At 38.0% G+C, this 17,043-nt stretch carries 13 protein-coding genes and 1 riboswitch; of the genes, 2 read left to right on the top strand and 11 right to left on the bottom strand.

Going from position 1 to position 17,043, the window contains the following annotated elements; translation table 11 throughout:
- Nucleotides 1-3 precede the first annotated feature (3 nt).
- The 6 genes from WKH56_RS10870 to WKH56_RS10895 all read right to left on the bottom strand — a co-directional run bounded on the left by WKH56_RS10870 (nucleotide 4) and on the right by WKH56_RS10895 (nucleotide 8,288).
- The gene (locus WKH56_RS10870; protein ID WP_310884281.1) at nucleotides 4-3,621 is read right to left on the bottom strand and encodes a dynamin family protein; all 3,618 of its coding nucleotides are present in this window, start codon (nucleotides 3,619-3,621) and stop codon (nucleotides 4-6) included.
- A 199-nt stretch (nucleotides 3,622-3,820) separates the two neighbouring features.
- Nucleotides 3,821-3,991, bottom strand: a complete 171-nt coding sequence (locus WKH56_RS10875; protein ID WP_155017140.1) for a hypothetical protein — start codon at nucleotides 3,989-3,991, stop codon at nucleotides 3,821-3,823.
- A 6-nt stretch (nucleotides 3,992-3,997) separates the two neighbouring features.
- Nucleotides 3,998-4,561, bottom strand: coding sequence for an isoprenylcysteine carboxyl methyltransferase family protein (locus WKH56_RS10880; protein WP_310884280.1), 564 nt, complete (start codon nucleotides 4,559-4,561; stop codon nucleotides 3,998-4,000).
- Nucleotides 4,562-4,566: 5 nt separating this feature from the next.
- Nucleotides 4,567-5,652 (bottom strand): type III polyketide synthase, encoded by a 1,086-nt coding sequence (locus tag WKH56_RS10885; protein ID WP_098627144.1) that lies wholly within the window; start codon nucleotides 5,650-5,652, stop codon nucleotides 4,567-4,569.
- Nucleotides 5,653-5,876: 224 nt separating this feature from the next.
- Nucleotides 5,877-6,419 (bottom strand): GNAT family N-acetyltransferase, encoded by a 543-nt coding sequence (locus tag WKH56_RS10890; RefSeq protein WP_028414038.1) that lies wholly within the window; start codon nucleotides 6,417-6,419, stop codon nucleotides 5,877-5,879.
- Between the two features lie 444 nt (nucleotides 6,420-6,863).
- Nucleotides 6,864-8,288: an NAD-dependent succinate-semialdehyde dehydrogenase gene (locus tag WKH56_RS10895; protein ID WP_310884279.1), complete on the bottom strand. Its 1,425-nt coding sequence runs from the start codon at nucleotides 8,286-8,288 to the stop codon at nucleotides 6,864-6,866.
- A 130-nt stretch (nucleotides 8,289-8,418) separates the two neighbouring features.
- Between WKH56_RS10895 and WKH56_RS10900 the strand changes: the two genes are divergently transcribed.
- Entirely contained in the window at nucleotides 8,419-9,279 is an 861-nt protein-coding gene (locus tag WKH56_RS10900; RefSeq protein ID WP_034266540.1) for a LysR family transcriptional regulator, read from the top strand.
- Between the two features lie 138 nt (nucleotides 9,280-9,417).
- Here WKH56_RS10900 and WKH56_RS10905 read toward each other — a convergent pair whose 3' ends face one another.
- From WKH56_RS10905 to WKH56_RS10925, 5 genes are all read right to left on the bottom strand, one after another.
- Nucleotides 9,418-10,728 carry a nucleobase:cation symporter-2 family protein gene (locus tag WKH56_RS10905; protein ID WP_098627143.1) on the bottom strand — a complete coding sequence of 437 codons (1,311 nt, stop codon included), beginning with the start codon at nucleotides 10,726-10,728 and terminating at the stop codon, nucleotides 9,418-9,420.
- 1 nt (nucleotide 10,729) lies between these two features.
- Nucleotides 10,730-11,323, bottom strand: a complete 594-nt coding sequence (locus WKH56_RS10910) for a xanthine phosphoribosyltransferase (protein ID WP_028414042.1) — start codon at nucleotides 11,321-11,323, stop codon at nucleotides 10,730-10,732.
- Nucleotides 11,324-11,426: 103 nt separating this feature from the next.
- A riboswitch (purine riboswitch) is annotated at nucleotides 11,427-11,528 on the bottom strand.
- Nucleotides 11,529-11,625: 97 nt separating this feature from the next.
- Nucleotides 11,626-13,143 carry a carboxypeptidase M32 gene (locus WKH56_RS10915; RefSeq protein ID WP_221831801.1) on the bottom strand — a complete coding sequence of 506 codons (1,518 nt, stop codon included), beginning with the start codon at nucleotides 13,141-13,143 and terminating at the stop codon, nucleotides 11,626-11,628.
- 125 nt (nucleotides 13,144-13,268) lie between these two features.
- A complete protein-coding gene (locus tag WKH56_RS10920; protein WP_221831803.1) occupies nucleotides 13,269-15,206 on the bottom strand; it encodes an ATP-dependent DNA helicase in 1,938 nt (645 codons plus the stop codon).
- A 224-nt stretch (nucleotides 15,207-15,430) separates the two neighbouring features.
- The gene (locus tag WKH56_RS10925) at nucleotides 15,431-15,610 is read right to left on the bottom strand and encodes a hypothetical protein (protein WP_013056154.1); all 180 of its coding nucleotides are present in this window, start codon (nucleotides 15,608-15,610) and stop codon (nucleotides 15,431-15,433) included.
- Between the two features lie 331 nt (nucleotides 15,611-15,941).
- Here WKH56_RS10925 and WKH56_RS10930 point away from each other — a divergent pair, with 331 nt between their 5' ends.
- A complete protein-coding gene (locus WKH56_RS10930; RefSeq protein ID WP_221831805.1) occupies nucleotides 15,942-17,033 on the top strand; it encodes an ABC transporter ATP-binding protein in 1,092 nt (363 codons plus the stop codon).
- Nucleotides 17,034-17,043 lie beyond the last annotated feature (10 nt).

The following is a 17,043-nucleotide window of genomic DNA, read 5'->3' on the forward strand; positions in this document are numbered from 1 at the left end:
AAATTAATGACCCTTTCTTTCCTCCAATACATGTTCTAGCACCGTCATTGTACTTACCAATTCTTGAATTGGAAATTCTTCAGACACGGCCGCTTGCAGCTGTTTGTAATAATCATACCATTCTTCAGATACAGACTGTTTATGCGCTAAAACGTACTGATTCACTAAATAGGTATAGTGTGAATGAAGAGCAGCTTCTTCTTTCGCAATGTAATGATTAACATCCGGCTTAATACGTTCTAATAAAGCAGCGTGGAGCTTTGCTTTCTCATTTTTTTCAAAAAAGCTTTTATTGTTTTTATACAGTGAAAGCTCTTTTTGATACGATTCATTCTTATCGAATTGATGACTTGTCACAACTTCGCTGCCATTTGGAGGCTCTAACGAGTTCAACGTTGGAGTAAACGTCGGTTCATAGCGCTGTAGCTTTGTGATGATCATTCGATGCCAGTCTTCGATTAATTTTACGATGTATTTTTCGATTCGCAAAGTGGTCGCACGCACTTCTTGCGTTGCGTCGAAGGAAATAGACGTTAACAACTCCTGCAAACACAGGCGCAGCTGCTTTTGCTTTTCACCTCGATCATCTCTTAAGTTTGCCGGACTGAATGCTTCTTTAAAGAAGTCATCGTACCTCACAAACAGACGTTTTTTCACATAAAATAAAAGCTCTTCTAATTCTCGGTCAAACTGCTGTTGTTCATATTCAAAATGAATTTCATGCAGTTTTGCTGCTACCTGCTCATTTTTTATGTGAAGAGATTGAATGTATCGCTTTTTATCGACTTCTGATTTTGTCTGCACCTGTTTCATTTCATTGGCAACTGCTAAAATTTGTTCGAAATCTGCATAGACACTTTGGATAGCAAGCTCTGGTAATTCATAATTTATGAAGCGGTAAAACGCATTTTTGAATGGCAGAAACATTTTATCCTCGTGGTTTTGCAAAGCTTGCAAGCTTGATACCGGGTATAAGCGCGGAAAGCGTATACCATACTGTTCAAGCTGCTCTTTTACGTACGTCTGAACTAACTGCAGCTCTGTATCCGAGCTGGCTAAGTCCGCTGCATTTACTAAGAAAAACATTTTATCAAGCGCAAATACATCTTTTACACGGCCAAGCTGAATAAGAAATTCTCGGTCAGCTTTTGAAAATGCATGATTATAATACGTTACAAATAAAATGGCATCTGCATTTTTGATATACTCAAACGCTACTCCCGTGTGTCTCGCATTGATTGAATCAGCTCCAGGTGTATCAACAAGCGTAATGCCTAAGCGAGTAAATTCACAGTCATAATACAGGTTAATAAATTGAACAAAACACGCTTTTTCTTCCTTGGCTACATAATCATGAAATCCTTCTGTATCCACTACTACTTCTGAACCGATATGATGCTTGACTTCGCCGTAGCCTTTTTCTACTGCCTGTAAAAACGACAAATGCAGCTGCAGCTCTTCTGTTGCCTGCAGGGTCGGAATAATCGCTAGCGCTTCGTCAATTGTTTCTACTTCATGATGAAACAGCTTAAGTGCACCATTTAAATCTTGGATCATCTGCTTGTTTGTTTTCATTTGCACAACAGCTGTTTTATGCGGCCGTTTTTCTGTTGGAGGCATAATTTTATTGATGGTTGCTGTTGTTGGATTCGGAGATACAGGAAGTAATCTTTCTCCAATCAACGCATTAGCAAAAGATGACTTACCGGCACTGAATGCTCCGAATAAAGCTACGGTAAACGTTTGATTTGATAGCTTTTTACGTTTTTCTTGAAGCCTATTAATAAAGCGGTCTAATTTTCCAAATGAACGGAGCTGTTCGAGAACAGCTGATACATCTTGAAGAACCTTTTCTGTTCCTGTTTCATGCACAGCTTCCTCAGGCTGTGAAACTAACTGCTGCTCACTCGCAGCTTCATGCTTTTCTTCAGCTTTCATGATGCCCGTTTCATATTCTTCTTGTAACATATATGACAACTCGTTTGTATCTTCTAGCGTTAGGTCGTCATCAGTTTGCTGTAAAGATTGAAGCAACGCTTTTGTACGTGCCAGTTTTGCTTTCATTTCCTGAAGAGATGTATACGCTTCTTCAAATGCCTCACATTCCTGCAAGTGTTGAGAAATATTCTCACGCTTTACTTCATCTTGCTCCATTTTGCTCTGTTCGATTTGCGCATAGAGCTCGTATAACAATCGCGTGGCTTTTTTCTTAATGTGATCAGCTACATCTTTTGCGTACGTTAAAACATAATCACCATTAATCGTAGCTCCTGCTTTTACCGTTTCAATTAAGTCATGAGGTTCTAACGGAATTTCAAACTGCTGAACCTGGCGTATAAGATCCGGGTCAGTAAGATTTTGATTTTTCACCAGATCTTGCACATATTGCTGCAAGTGCCACTGCAGCTGAGAGGCTGTTCGTTCTTTCATATCGTCAAAAAATAACGTCAGCCGCTCTTTTTTTACTTCCTCGGTCTTTTTCTTAGCAAATAAAAGACCCACTTTGAAATCAGGCTTTGTCGTTTCTAAAAACAGCCTAGCTTTTTCTCTCATTTCATATGGTGTTAAATTGGCGTTGCTTAGTATCTTGCCTGTTTCTTGTTGGTACGTTTCTGCTAACTGCTTTTCAGCACGCTTTATTTCCGCTTCTTTTTCGAGAAGCTGCTCTTTTTGCTGCTTATTTATTTCATGGTTCTCAAGCGTCAGCTTATGGCGCAGCTCGTCATGAATCGTTAACTTTTCTTCTTCTTGGTCTTCAATAAAGGCAAGGTGATCGTCAATTAACATTTGCAACGCATGTTGAATATGCTGATGTCGGTTTTCTTTTTCCGTCATCATAGCAAGTAATAGAGATTTTACGTACGAAAGGTCATTATGACGGTTGGCTGGCTCTTTTAACGACGTATAGAAGATTCCTTCTGGTCTAACATTCCACTTTAAAAATGACGTTTCTACAGATTCTTTAAATGCTTGAAATGTTAGCTGATCTTCTTGATGTTTATCGATTTGATTTACAATTAAATAAAGCGTTTTATTAGCTTCTTGCAGCTGTTTTGCAAATTGAAGATTTAATTCTGCCTGCACATGATTATAATCCATCACGTAGAAAATAACGTCCGCTAAGTGAAGAGCTGACTCGGTCGATACACGATGCGCATCATCTGTTGAATCAATCCCCGGTGTGTCCATCACCACAACATTTTTAGGAATAGCGTTTGTCTCGATTGATAAATGAATGGACTCTACTTCATCTCCGTCGACAGCAAACTGCTTAATTTGTTCATACTGATAAGGCGCTTCATAACGCACCGGCGGCTGTTTGCGGTAATAAACGGTTGCATGCTCATCCCCCGCCTTTACTGATACTAAGTTTGCGCTTGTCGGAATAGGACTTGCAGGCAAAATTGCTTGCCCCATTAATTCGTTAATCATACTCGATTTCCCAGCCGAAAAATGTCCGCAAAATGCTACAACAAATTCACCGTTCACCCACTTTTTTAACAGCTGTATTGCTTTTGCTGCCTGCTGTTCATCTCCAGCTGCTTGAAATTGCTTATGTAAATGAAAAAGAGATGCTTCCAATTGGAGATTTTCTTGATGTTTCACACTCACTTTACCCATTATTACTCTACCCCTTTTGCCTCATTCAAGACTGTATTTAAATGTTCTCTATCCATCTTTGTTTCTGCTTATTCTTTCTCTATTTTACTTGATTCACCTACGTTTTCCCATAAAAAACTGAATTTTTAGTTACAAAAACAATAAAAAAAGCTGTCAATAATTTGACAGCTTTGCATTGTATTTATTTACCGTGTATATATTACGCCTTTTGGGCTTTTTCAATATTTTTCATTACATACGTTGTGACGCCAACATATGTAGCAAGTGCTCCGATCACAAAAAGACTAACCATTACGTCCACCACCGTTTCTACTTGATGAAATTGATAATCTTTATCATTTGATTTCATCTTATCATGAAAGATAATCATTTTCAATTAGTTTTGAGATTTTTTTGCAGGAAAGAAACGTCCCGTATTTTGCATGACCTCGCCATAATTTGTTTCATTCGTTAGCGCTTGCTCTTCTAAAGGAATTCTAACGGCTAATATACACAAATTGAAAACAGAAAAAATAGCTAACGTCCAGTATGCCTGAAACATAAGCGGAACTAACACCAATTCTGCCGCTACAACTGTATAATTTGGGTGCTTCATAAACCGATAAGGACCTCTTAGCACAACCTTCGCGTTAGGCAAGACGATAATTTTTGTATTCCAATACTTTCCTAACGAAGAAATAGCCCATACTCTTGCAAGTTGCACAAGCACAAAAAAGCTAAACAACAAAAAAGAAAAGTGATACATTCCACCGTTTAACACATATACTTCCGTAAAAAGAGCAGCAAAAAAAGCGGCGTGCATGCTTACCATCCATTTGTAGTGACTTTGACCAGCTTCGTACGCTGCCTGCTTCTTCATCCAAGCTTCATTTCTTTTGGCAATCACCAATTCACATAGACGCTGTAAGATAATAAATACAAAAAAACTATAAAAAAACAATCGCTTTACCTCCACTCTAATAGAAGCATTTCAGAACTAAATCCAGGACCAAGAGCTGTTAATAAACCGTATTCTTTACTCGGAATTTCTTTCTTCATAAAGCGGTCTAGCACATATAAAACGGTTGCCGAAGACATGTTTCCATGGTTTTTAAGTACATCTAGTGAATCAGCAATCATATTTTCGTTTAGCGATAGCGTTGATACATATGCTTCAAGCACTTTTTTCCCTCCAGGATGAGCAACAAAATGTTTTAAATCCCGACTGGTCAAATTCTGAGTTTGTAAAAAAGACTCCACTTCTCCGCCTAACCACGAATCGATAATAGTGGGAATATCTTTTGAAAAGACAACAAATAACCCATCATTTTTAATCTCCCATCCCATTACGTCTTCGGAATTTGGCATAAGCGTCGATTGTGTATGTAAAATGTAAGGAAAGCTTTTTGAACGGGCAAAAGTGATATCTGCTTCGTCACCTGCGACTAAAGCAGCTGCTACTCCATCAGCAAATAAAGATGTACCGATTAAGTTGCTTTTTGAACGATCATTCCGCTGAAAAGTCAAACTGCACAGCTCAACGGATAATACAAGAACTTTAGCGCGCGGAAAGGCTTTGCAATATTCGTAAGCCCTTGAAAGTCCAGATGCTCCTCCGGCACACCCTAATCCCCATATAGGGATTCTTTTTGTATGGTCTGAAAACGCAAGCTTATTCATAATTCGCGCTTCAATGCTAGGCGTAGCTACACCGCTTGTTGAAACGTAAAAAATAGCATCAATTTCTCCACACGGCAAAGGGGTACTTACATAGTCTTTATTTGTTAAGCATTCTTCAATGGCTTTTGTACCTAATTCAACAGCACATTCTATAAAAGCATCATTTTTTTCTTCGAATGTATGATCTTCTTGAAACCAAGATAAGTCTTTGGCAAAATTACGTTTTTCAATTTGACCATTTTGAAAAACGGTCAGCAGACGATTAATATCTTTAAACGACTCGGAAAAAAGTTCTTTTGCAAATAGCAGCGTGTCTTGCTGAGTTAATTCATAGGGGGGAACTCCAAATCCAACTGAGATAATTTTTGGCATACACTTCACCTCTTTGATTGCGTTACATTTAACATTTGTAATAGCTGGGGATTTATTCAATTCTTTTTTAGTGAAATGGAGGTGAAACATAAAAAAACTTTCCTGTAACTCAGGAAAGTCTACGTTTTGAAGAAGTGTATGTTTGTTGTGCACTTTTATTATAGCGCAAATAATCTGAATGTACAGATACAATTTATGGATTGACGAAAATAAGTGCTTATTTTTTATGAAAAGAAAATGGACATATAGATTTCATCTACATATTCATTGTTGAAATAAGCTTGTTCTTTCATAACACCTTCTTGTTCAAATCCTACCTTTTTATACAATTCGTATGCCACTTTATTAGAAGCAAACACAGTTAAAGAAAGTTTATGAAGATTATTTTCTTTGCACCAGTTTAGCGTATAATTCATAAATTGTTTTCCTATTCCCATTCCCTGTGCTTTTGAAATAAGCCATGTACGGAAGAGCCCCGTGTGGCGCTTCATTTTAATTTCGCCTCTCAGAACACGTGCGATTCCAAGCACTTCACCTTCGACTTCAGCTACAACGTACATGTGATTGTTCTTTTCTACTGATGCAATAAAATCTTGCTCTTCTTGGACTGTGCGCGGCTCATCTTTTTGAATAAATTCCCCGGCCTCAATAATTTCTCTTACCGCTGTTGTAATATGCTCTGCATCACTTGCCTTTGCAGGGCGTATAGTGACTTCACGTCCGTCTTTTGCTTTAAATTTCACTATGTTTTTCTCTGCTGTAATCATCTATATCAACTCCTATATTTTTCACCATTCAGTACTACTATTTTGGTTCTAGCTTGCGTAATTTATCAGTGGTAAAGTTCTGCTTTTCATTTCATCTAACAAGCAATCATGTGCATTTGTTGTATTACCCACGCTTTAAACAAAGCTAAACCATTTTTGAAATATTTATTCTTGCACAGACATCCTAGAAATGCAATTAATTGCGTTAAAGAACTATTATTTCAAATTTTCTTTACAAAAGTGCATAAAAAAGAGGCTGGGACACAACGAAATCACTCCGACCTAAAGACGAACAAATGGGATTAATCCGCTAGAAGCAACGAAACGCATGAAAGCTACGTCCATCTTAACAATAAAAAAATACGAACTAACAACCAATAATTTTGATTATTAGTTGCTAGTTCGTATTTCACTTCGACTAAACTATTTTTGTCCTACTTTTTATTAAAGTCCCATTGAGATATATTTTACTTCTAAATAATCTTCAATGCCGTAATGACTTCCTTCACGTCCAAGGCCACTTTCTTTAAAGCCGCCGAATGGAGCTTGAGCTGCAGATGGAGAGCCATCATTTACTCCTACAATGCCGTATTCTAATTCTTCAGATACAAACGTTGCTTCTTTAATGTTTTCTGTAAATACGTAAGCTGCTAAACCATAAGGGCTATTGTTTGCTCGTTCTACGGCTTCTTCTACTGTTTTGAATGTTGCTACAGGTGCCAATGGTCCAAACGTTTCTTCAAACATGCAATTCATGTCATCAGTTACATTTGTGATAATTGTCGGCTCCATAAAGAAACCGTTTTTAGTTGTTATAGCTTGTCCGCCAACTACAACTTTAGCTCCTTTACTTTTTGCATCCGCAATTTGTGCTTTTACTTTCTCAACCGCTTTGTCGTTAATTAACGGTCCAACTTGTGTACCTTCTTCTAATCCGTTTCCTACTGTTAATTCCGCCGCTTTTGCTGCAAATTTTTCAACGAAAGCATCTGCAATGGATTCTTGTACGTATACGCGGTTTGTGCAGATGCACGTTTGACCTGCGTTGACAAACTTAGAAGCAATTACGCCGTTTACAGCAGCGTCTAAATCTGCATTTTCTGTTACGATAAACGGTGCATGACCGCCTAATTCCAGCGATAATTTTTTCACAGTATCAGCAGCACCGCGCATTAGATGTTTACCAACCGCTGTTGAACCAGTAAATGTTAATTTTCGGATGCGTCCGTCTTTTTGCCATGTGTCGCCAATAGCTGCTGCATCTCCAGTAACAACATTGATCACACCTTGTGGAACGCCCGCTTCTTCTGCGAGTTCTACTAAACGAAATGCTGTAAATGGTGTTTCTTCAGATGGTTTTAAAACAATTGTACATCCTGCTGCAAGAGCTGGGGCCACTTTACGCGTAATCATGGCTGCAGGGAAGTTCCATGGCGTAATAGCTGCTACAACGCCAACAGGCTGTTTTTTAACCGTAATACGCTTATGCGTATGATGAGCTGGAATCGTTTCACCATATACACGCTTTCCTTCTTCAGCAAACCAAGCAATATAATCATTGCCATACTGCACTTCACCTTTTGCTTCTGCAAATGGTTTGCCTTGTTCCGTTGTCATAATTTCTGCTAGTTCATCTTTATGATTTTCAATAAGTTGATGCCATCTCATTAAAATAGCACTGCGCTCTTGAACGGTTCTTTTCGACCATGTTTTAAAAGCTGCCGCTGCTGCATCAGCGGCAAGTGCTGCTTCCTTAGCGCCTGCCTTGGGAATTTGTCCTATAACTTCTTTTGTTGCTGGATTAATCACATCAATTTTCTCTTCTGTTGTTGTCCATTCACCGTTAATATATAGTTTGTTTGGATACATCATTCATCCTCCTAGTTGTGTGAATTTCTTTGCGCTGTGTTAACTACACTATATACACTAGCATCTTCGTTGATTTATGAGAACTTCCCTTCTATACTATGGGTATAACAAAAGGTTATAGGTGATAAATATGAAAACAGAATGGCTTGAGTCTTTTATTGAAACAGCCAAAACAAAAAGCTTAAGCAAAGCAAGCGAACAGCTGCATATGACGCAGCCCGCGCTCAGTAAGCAAATGAGAAAACTAGAAGAAGATTTAGGAGTAACATTATTTATTCGCTCCGCTACAGGAGTAGAATTAACCTCAGCAGGTGAAATTCTTTTACAAGAAGGTGAATCCATACTATCAAGCGTTCATGCTCTTCAAAAAAAATTAGTGTCTACGCAAGAAGCTTGTGATTTAACTATCGGAACGTGGCAAAGTATGGCTGCTTTTTACTTACCTTATCAACTGGCTTCTGCTAAAGACCACAATCGCCATATTGATATAAAAACCTCGCATCACTATTATGATTTGTTAGAGCAGTTAGAAAGCAATCAAATTGATGGAGCTTTATTTGATGATCGAGAGATTCAACATACTTACTGGTCAAAATTATTATTCAAAGAAGACTTTTATTTATTTGTGAATGATCAGCACCCGTTAGCCGAAAAAGAAAGCGTATCATTTGAAGATTTCAAAGAAGAACCCATTGTAGTTCTCCCTCCAGGGTGCGATGTTCGGACACTAGTAGAAAAAGCGTACAATCGTCATAACTTAAAAATTTCCATTGCCAATGAAATTGAATTTGCTCAAAGTATTATGGGATTTATTTCAGCTAATTTAGGTATTTCAATTCTCCCTGAAATTTTTATGCGCCATTTACAAAGCTCAAACATTAAAGCATTGCCTATTACAGACTTCAAATTCAAAAGAGAAATTTCATTAGTGGCAAAAAATCCTGACGTGGGGAAAATGCTTTATACACTGTTTTTCAAAACACGGTCTTAATAGGAAAGACGACCAAATTGGACAAATAATCTACTATGAATCGCTTGTTACAGCTATGTTCCCTATGACATTGAAAAGATCCGAACGATTAATCGTTCGGATCTTCTTCAACTAAAATATTTTGGCGCCGGCCTCTTTTTATTTCGATATTACTTCATTTGCTAATTTTGTGTCCGCAACTTGCGCACGTGGTGATTTCATCATATTAAAGACAATATTTAAAAAGATTGCTGTAAAACTCCCCATCACAATACCGCTTCCAGTGAGAACTTGAAGACTTTCTGGTAAGTTTTTGAAGAGTTCAGGTACAACCGTCACCCCTAGACCCATACCAACCGAACATGCAATTACAAGAAGGTTTTCTTGTTTTGCTAAATCAACTTGACTAAGGATTTTTATACCTGAAGAGATGACCATCCCAAACATGGCTACCATAGCTCCTCCAAGTACAGAGCTCGGGATAACTGTCGTCACGGCTGCGATTTTAGGTAGAAAGCCCAAAATGATTAAAATTCCACTCGCTGCAAATACAACATTTCTTGTGCGAACACCTGACAACTGTAAAAGTCCTACATTTTGAGAATACGCTGTATAAGGAAATGCGTTAAAAAAACCGCCTAATAAAATCGCCAATCCTTCTGCACGATAGCCTTTAGATAAATCTTTTTCATCCACTTCTTTTTTACAAATATCACTAACGGCAAAATAAACGCCTGTGGACTCGACAATGCCAACAAGTAAAACAAGGAACATTGTCAGGATGGCCATAATATTAAACGTTGGCATCCCAAAGTAAAACACGTGCGGCATATGAATCCACGCTTCTTCTTTTACGCCGGAAAAATCGACTTTCCCCATAAAAGACGCTGCAATTGTTCCAACAACCAATCCTAATAACACAGAGACGGAGCGCATAAATCCTTTTGTAAATCGATACAGAACAATAATTAATAGCAAAACGCCAAAACCTAAACCTAAATTGCTCAAGCTGCCAAAATCTTTACTTCCTTCTCCTCCAGCTAAATCTTTAATCGCTACAGGAATTAACGTAATTCCAATAATCGTTACAACCGAACCCGTAACTAAAGGAGGGAAAAACTTAACCAATTTACCTAGAAAAGCAGAAAGAAGGACAATGAGTAAACCGGCGACGATAATAGAACCATATATGGAGGAAACGCCGTAAGAACCTCCAATTGAAATCATAGGTCCTACGGCAGTAAACGTACACCCTAATACAACTGGAAGACCAATACCGAAAAAACGATTTTTCCATACTTGCAGCAACGTTGCCACACCGCACATAAATAAGTCAATCGCCACTAAATACGTAAGCTGCTGCTGAGTCAAGCCAATGGCTCCTCCAACAATAAGCGGGACAACAATCGCACCTCCGTACATAGCTAAAACATGCTGTAAACCAAGTGAAAAGACTTTTCCTTTATTCATATTAAACCTCCACTGTCGGTTTATCTTCAGCAAATGTAACTTTACCATTTGATAAAGACTGAATGCGCGCTAATGATTCTACTTTAACGCCTGATTTACGAATTTGTTTTCCTCCATCTTGGAACGCTTTTTCAATAACAATACCAATGCCGCCTACTTTAGCACCTGCTTTTTGCACGATATCCATCAAGCCGAATGCAGCTTGGCCGTTTGCTAAAAAGTCATCAATAATTAAAATCACGTCATCTTCTCGAATAAATTTATCAGCAACTGAAATTTCATTTTCTTCTTTTTTTGTAAATGAATATACTTTTGATGTAATGAGTCCGTCTTGAAGTGTTAAAGATTTTCTTTTTCTGGCAAACACCATCTCAACGTTTAGCTTCAATGCAGTCATAATCGCTGGAGCAATTCCTGATGATTCAATCGTTAAAATCTTCGTAATTCCTGCATTTTCAAAGCGCGAAGCAAATTCTTCTCCAATTTCTTTCATCAGTACAGGATCCATTTGGTGGTTTAAAAATGTGTCTACTTTTAAAACCGTGTCCGATAATACGATTCCATCTGTTAAAATTTTGTTTTGCAAAGCTTTCATAGTTCGTTCCTCCAACGTTTGTATTAAAAAAGCTCAAAAACATAGCTGCACTCGTATATGAGTAGAGCAATGTTTTTGAGCTTTTACGCACAAAAGTGAAAAACAAACTTCATCGCTCACCCATAGTCAAACTATTTACGGTAGTTTGGTAGATACTTACGAGCCTTATTCTCGTCATTATATGAGTGCGTTATTGAGTTACTTGTATTATATCAGCAAATCTTTTATTTGAAAATATCTAAAAAAGATATTTTCGAACATTTACTTGCAATACAAAACATAATATTCGGTTATAGCGCTTTTTATACGTGATAAATTTGTCCGTATTTCTCTTCAAGATATTGAATTAAATAATCTACATTTAGCCCTTCACCCGTCACATCGTTTAAAATTTCAAGAGGTTTTTTCATTTTTCCGTACTGGTGAATATGTTCTGTTAACCAATTTGTAATCGGCGAAATTTCTCCTTTTTCCAAGAGTTCATCATAATTAGGCAAGTCTTTTAACATGGTATGCTTAAACTGCGCTGCGTACATATAGCCCAGAGCATAGGAAGGGAAGTACCCAAAGCTTCCTCCGGCCCAGTGTACGTCCTGAAGCACGCCTTCTCCATCGTGACTTGGACGAACCCCTAAATATTCTTCGTATTTCTCATTCCAAATTTCCGGTAAATCCTCAACTTTATACTCCCCGTTTATTAATCCTTTTTCAATTTCGTAACGAATCATAATATGAAGAGGATACGTTAACTCATCTGCTTCAATACGAATAAGAGACGGTTTTGCTTCATTTACTCCTCGGTAAAAATCTTCTAAACCTACATCGTCAAACTGTTCCGGCGCATGCTTTTTTAGTACGTCGTAATGATGCTGCCAAAATGCTTTGTTTTTCCCGACAAACTGCTCAAAAAACAGCGACTGTGATTCATGAATTCCCATTGAAGTACCTTCACATAGAACCGTGCCAACAAGATCCTTTGAAATATTCTGCTCATATAAAGCATGGCCGCATTCGTGAATCGTGCCAAAAATAGCCGTTCGGAAATCGTTCTCGGCATATTTAGTAGTGATGCGCACATCTCCCGGGTTTAAGCCAGTAGCAAAAGGATGGACGGTTTCATCAAGTCTCCCTGCTTCAAAATCATAGCCGAGTGTTTTTAACACGTCTAGACTAAATTGCTTTTGCGCTTCTTTTGGGAAAGTACGGAATAAAAATTCCGTATTGGGCTTTGTATTTGACCCGGCGATTCGCTGAACAAGAGGCACAATATGCTCCCGCAGCTTTCCAAATACCTCGTCTAAAATTTCAACCGTCATTCCCGGTTCAAAAAGGTCTAATAAACGGTTATATTTGTTTCCTTCATACCCCCAATACTCCACAAACTTCTGATTAAACGCTACAATTTTTTCAAGGTACGGTTGAAATAAAGCAAAATCTGCTTTTTCTTTTGCTTCTTCCCAAATTGACTCCGCTTTTGAAGTTAACGTAACGTATTCTTTATATTCGTGCGGAGGAATCTTTTTATTTAAGTCATATTCTTTTTTACATTCTTCCATCGCTTTTTTCGTAATATCGTTTATGTAAGGCTGTGACTCAGGGTTCGTTAATTTCTCAATAAAACCTGCCATTTCATTAGAAACGGAAAGATTGAACGCTTCTGATGACATCATGCCAATCACTTCAGAACGCTGATCCGCCCCTTTTTTTGGAGCACCCGTTCTCAAATCCCAGTACATCACTCCGATTGCCTCGTGATAACTTTTGATTTTATTCATGTATTCATAAAACTGTTTCTCAATTTTCTGTATGTCTTCTCTCATTGTTTTTTCCTCCTTACTTTCCTTATTTCACCATAAATTATTTTATCATAATAGTAACGGTGTGTATATAACTGAAAATTCAATCTATTGTGCATATAAAAAAGCGCGGCTGCCACCGCGCTTTTTTATACGTTTTCTATTTTGGTTGGAACATTTTGTTCAATGATTGAACGCACTTTTGAATCCGTGGTTTTTGGCATAAAGATCGTGATTAGACCCTTATCATTATGAGAGCGAATCAGCCTTCCAACTCCTTGCTTTAAGCGAAGAAGCATATACGGCATATCTGCATCCCAAAATGGATCGACTACTTGATTGCGCTTTGCTTCAAAGACCGGATCATTTGGCGGATACGGCAGAGACCAAATAATTACATTCGATAACGAAGGTCCAGGAATATCCAACCCTTCCCACAAATGAACAGCGCATAAAATTGTTTCTTCTTCCCTTTGGAACTGAGACACTAATTTACTGATTTCTTGATCGCCTTCAAATAAAAATGTGTACTGATTTAACTCTTTGGAAACTTCTTTGAACATCTCTAGTTCTTCTTTACTGTTAAACAATAAAAGTGCTCGTCCGTTCGTTTTTTCGAGCTGAGCAACAGCAAAGGCAAATTTTTCAGCAAACGCTTCTTCTTGATCATCCGAAACATTTTTCACCGCAATTTTCATTTGCTCATCATAATCAAATGGCGATTCAACTGAAAAAGAAAGCGGCTTTGCAATTCCTAAGCTATATGCTAAATAATCGAACGATTGGTTATCTGAAAGAGTGGCAGAAGTGAAAATGTATGGTATTTTCTTCGCAAATACTCGTTCTTTTAAGACGTCTTTTACTGCTTGCGGCATAATAACCAACGTCAGCTGCCAGTTGTTTTCTTCCACCCAGTAGATGGCATTTTCGTTGTCCATAAATAAGCGCAGCGAATAATCAATTTGATCTAGGTACTCATCTACAATTCGCAGCGTATATTCGTCTACTGTATAGGTCTCACTCTCAAAAACAAGCTCGTTTCCGATATGTTCAAGCAGCGATAAAAGTTCTTTTCCTACACTTTGTAATCCGTTTGTTCGGGCTACTTCTTTACGGCTAGAACCAACGATTTCTGTGCTTGCTTCACTTAAACGGTCAAAGAACATTGCATACACATCGATAGCGTGCTCGATCTTCACAGCAAATTCTTCTCGCACGTCATTTTCTAATAGACGCGTTAACAAGTTTTCTAACGTATCTTCTTGAATGCGATACGTTAAAGCCTTTTGTGCAGCAAATTCCAGCAGGTGACCTTCATCAAATACAACACAGCTGCTTTCAGGAAGAAGCGGAAGCTGTCCTTCACGCTTGCGGGCTTCATATGTCCAAATGTGTTCCATGTAAAAATCGTGAGAGCAAATAATTAAGTCATGTGCTTTTCTATAGTGCTCGCGTGAAAGCGTTAAGCCACATCTATGACGCTGCTCACAGGAAGAGCAATCTTGAAACGTATCCCAGTTAATTTGATTCCATTCCTCATCCGTTAAATGAGGATATTCTTTACGGTCTCCGTAGTGATAGAACGACTGCATACCACTATGATCATGAACAAAATCAGGAAGCGTATCGTAAATTTCTTCAATGTTTTCATTATCTGTTCGTGCTGTCACAGCATCTAATTTCTTTAAACACAGATACTGATCTTGAGATTTTGCTAGGCGAACATCCATGTTAATATCTAAAATACCAGAGAGCTTGGCAATGTCTCCTTCAGCTTTTACTAACTGTTCAATTAATGTTTCATCCGCACAGGCAATAATAGCCGGCTTGCCAATATACCTTGCATAACAAATAGCGTACAGTAAATACACAATGGTTTTTCCTGTTCCTACACCTGCTTCTGCAAAGATTACATTTTTTTCTTTAAAAGCTCGTTCGATTTGAAAAGCCATAAAAATTTGTTCATCCCGAAGTTCTAATCCTGCGTCTGGAAGATGATCATAAAAAACATCACCTATCCATTCATTTAATTTGTCAAAAAAGTTTTCATCCCGCTCAATTGTAAAAGGCAACCGCTCTCTCATCATCGATACTGACTCCTTTATTTATGTAAATATCTATCAATAAAAATTAGCTTCACTTCTTTTTATCTAGTAAATTTCTCATGTAAGCAAAACTTAATTATTGACTACTTTATCTAAAATGTCAATAAAAAGAGCTGAACATAAAAAAGTTCTGCCTGTAAGGACAGAACCTTTTTGTATAAAAGCTGGGTGTATAGAACGCAAACGGAATAAGTGCTATTAAAAAATTAATTACAGCGGAATTTGGAATCCGTGGACTGAGACAATAAAAAGGCCGCTTCATACTCGGCTTTTGCTTGTTCCAGCTGAGTAAGCGTCTCTCCGCTAACTTCTATTCCCTGCTGCATTAAATGATAGCTGTTTTCCAACGCTTGCCGAATCATAGTGAACTGCGTGTTTCTATCCATTTATAAACATCCTCTCTCTGTAGTGCTTACTATAAAAGTGAATACTATCATTCTATACACCAGCTGTTTATTTTATTCTCAAAACCAGCATCTCTGGCTTAATAAATGGATTCTTTCATTTAAGAAAATAATCGAACTTATTAAAATATTTTAATTCTCACTTGACATATAGGAATAATATATTTTAAAATTACTTACAGATTCAATCACTCAAACTACATACTACAGGCTTACCGGTCAACCGATAGCCTCTAATTGCCAGATACACGTACAATCCGTCTGTGCAATTAGAGGCTTTTATTTTTTAAAAGCCTGCTGAGAGGAGAAAAAAATGGCAGAACTGCAGTTGCAGCATGTGTATAAAAAATACGGAAAAGATAGTCTTGCAGTTGATAATTTTAATCTTCATATTCAAGACAAAGAATTTATTGTATTTGTAGGACCTTCAGGGTGCGGCAAATCCACTACCCTTCGAATGATTGCCGGCCTTGAATCGATAACAGAAGGAGAATTGCTTATTAATGGAGATCGTGCAAACGATTTACCTTCTAAGGACCGGGATATTGCAATGGTGTTTCAAAACTACGCGCTTTACCCTCATTTAACGGTTTACGACAACATGGCATTTGGCTTGCAGCTCCGCAAAGTCCCAAAACAAGAAATTGATGAGCGCGTTCGTGAAGCGGCTCGTATTTTGGCCTTAGAACCCTATTTAAAACGCAAGCCAAAAGCATTATCAGGAGGTCAGCGTCAGCGAGTGGCTTTAGGAAGAGCCATTGTACGGAATGCCCAAATTTTTTTAATGGATGAGCCTTTGTCTAACCTTGATGCGAAGCTTCGCGTACAAATGCGTGCTGAAATCAGTAAGCTTCATCAGAGGCTGCAGACGACCATTATTTATGTAACCCACGATCAAACAGAAGCCATGACGATGGCAAGCAGAATCGTAGTTATGAAAGACGGAAAAATTCAGCAAATAGGTTCACCTATGCAAGTGTATAATGCTCCAGAGAATACGTTTGTAGCCAGTTTTATAGGCTCACCGGGAATGAACTTTTTCACAGGAAAAGTAGTGAACAGCAAACTGTACATCAGTGAACATGAGTTTCAGCTGACAGAAAATCAAATGCATTCGTTACATGAAAAAGGCTACAATAATCAATTCATTACTGTAGGAATTCGACCCGAGCATATTACGCGTGCCTTTTCTGATGCTCCTCATATTTCATTACCGGTAGGTGTGTCTGAGTTATTAGGAGCAGAGTACATACTATACAGCAGTTTAGGAGAGCAGCTCTTTGTGGCTAAAATCCCTGGGGATGAACATATTCAAGTTCATCAGCACTTTCCGTTTCATTTTCAAATGAATCATGCTCATTTCTTTGACCAAGCATCTACCAATCGTATCAAAATTGACCAATAACTATCTAAAA

Source organism: Priestia sp. SB1 (genome assembly GCF_038898415.1).

Coding starts and splice junctions, on each gene's coding strand:
- WKH56_RS10870 (WP_310884281.1), bottom strand. CDS start 3,621: ATGGGTAAAGTGAGTGTGAAACATCAAGAAAATCTCCAATTGGAAGCA.
- WKH56_RS10875 (WP_155017140.1), bottom strand. CDS start 3,991: ATGATTATCTTTCATGATAAGATGAAATCAAATGATAAAGATTATCAA.
- WKH56_RS10885 (WP_098627144.1), bottom strand. CDS start 5,652: ATGCCAAAAATTATCTCAGTTGGATTTGGAGTTCCCCCCTATGAATTA.
- WKH56_RS10890 (WP_028414038.1), bottom strand. CDS start 6,419: ATGATTACAGCAGAGAAAAACATAGTGAAATTTAAAGCAAAAGACGGA.
- WKH56_RS10895 (WP_310884279.1), bottom strand. CDS start 8,288: ATGTATCCAAACAAACTATATATTAACGGTGAATGGACAACAACAGAA.
- WKH56_RS10900 (WP_034266540.1), top strand. CDS start 8,419: ATGAAAACAGAATGGCTTGAGTCTTTTATTGAAACAGCCAAAACAAAA.
- WKH56_RS10905 (WP_098627143.1), bottom strand. CDS start 10,728: ATGAATAAAGGAAAAGTCTTTTCACTTGGTTTACAGCATGTTTTAGCT.
- WKH56_RS10910 (WP_028414042.1), bottom strand. CDS start 11,323: ATGAAAGCTTTGCAAAACAAAATTTTAACAGATGGAATCGTATTATCG.
- WKH56_RS10915 (WP_221831801.1), bottom strand. CDS start 13,143: ATGAGAGAAGACATACAGAAAATTGAGAAACAGTTTTATGAATACATG.
- WKH56_RS10920 (WP_221831803.1), bottom strand. CDS start 15,206: ATGATGAGAGAGCGGTTGCCTTTTACAATTGAGCGGGATGAAAACTTT.
- WKH56_RS10925 (WP_013056154.1), bottom strand. CDS start 15,610: ATGGATAGAAACACGCAGTTCACTATGATTCGGCAAGCGTTGGAAAAC.
- WKH56_RS10930 (WP_221831805.1), top strand. CDS start 15,942: ATGGCAGAACTGCAGTTGCAGCATGTGTATAAAAAATACGGAAAAGAT.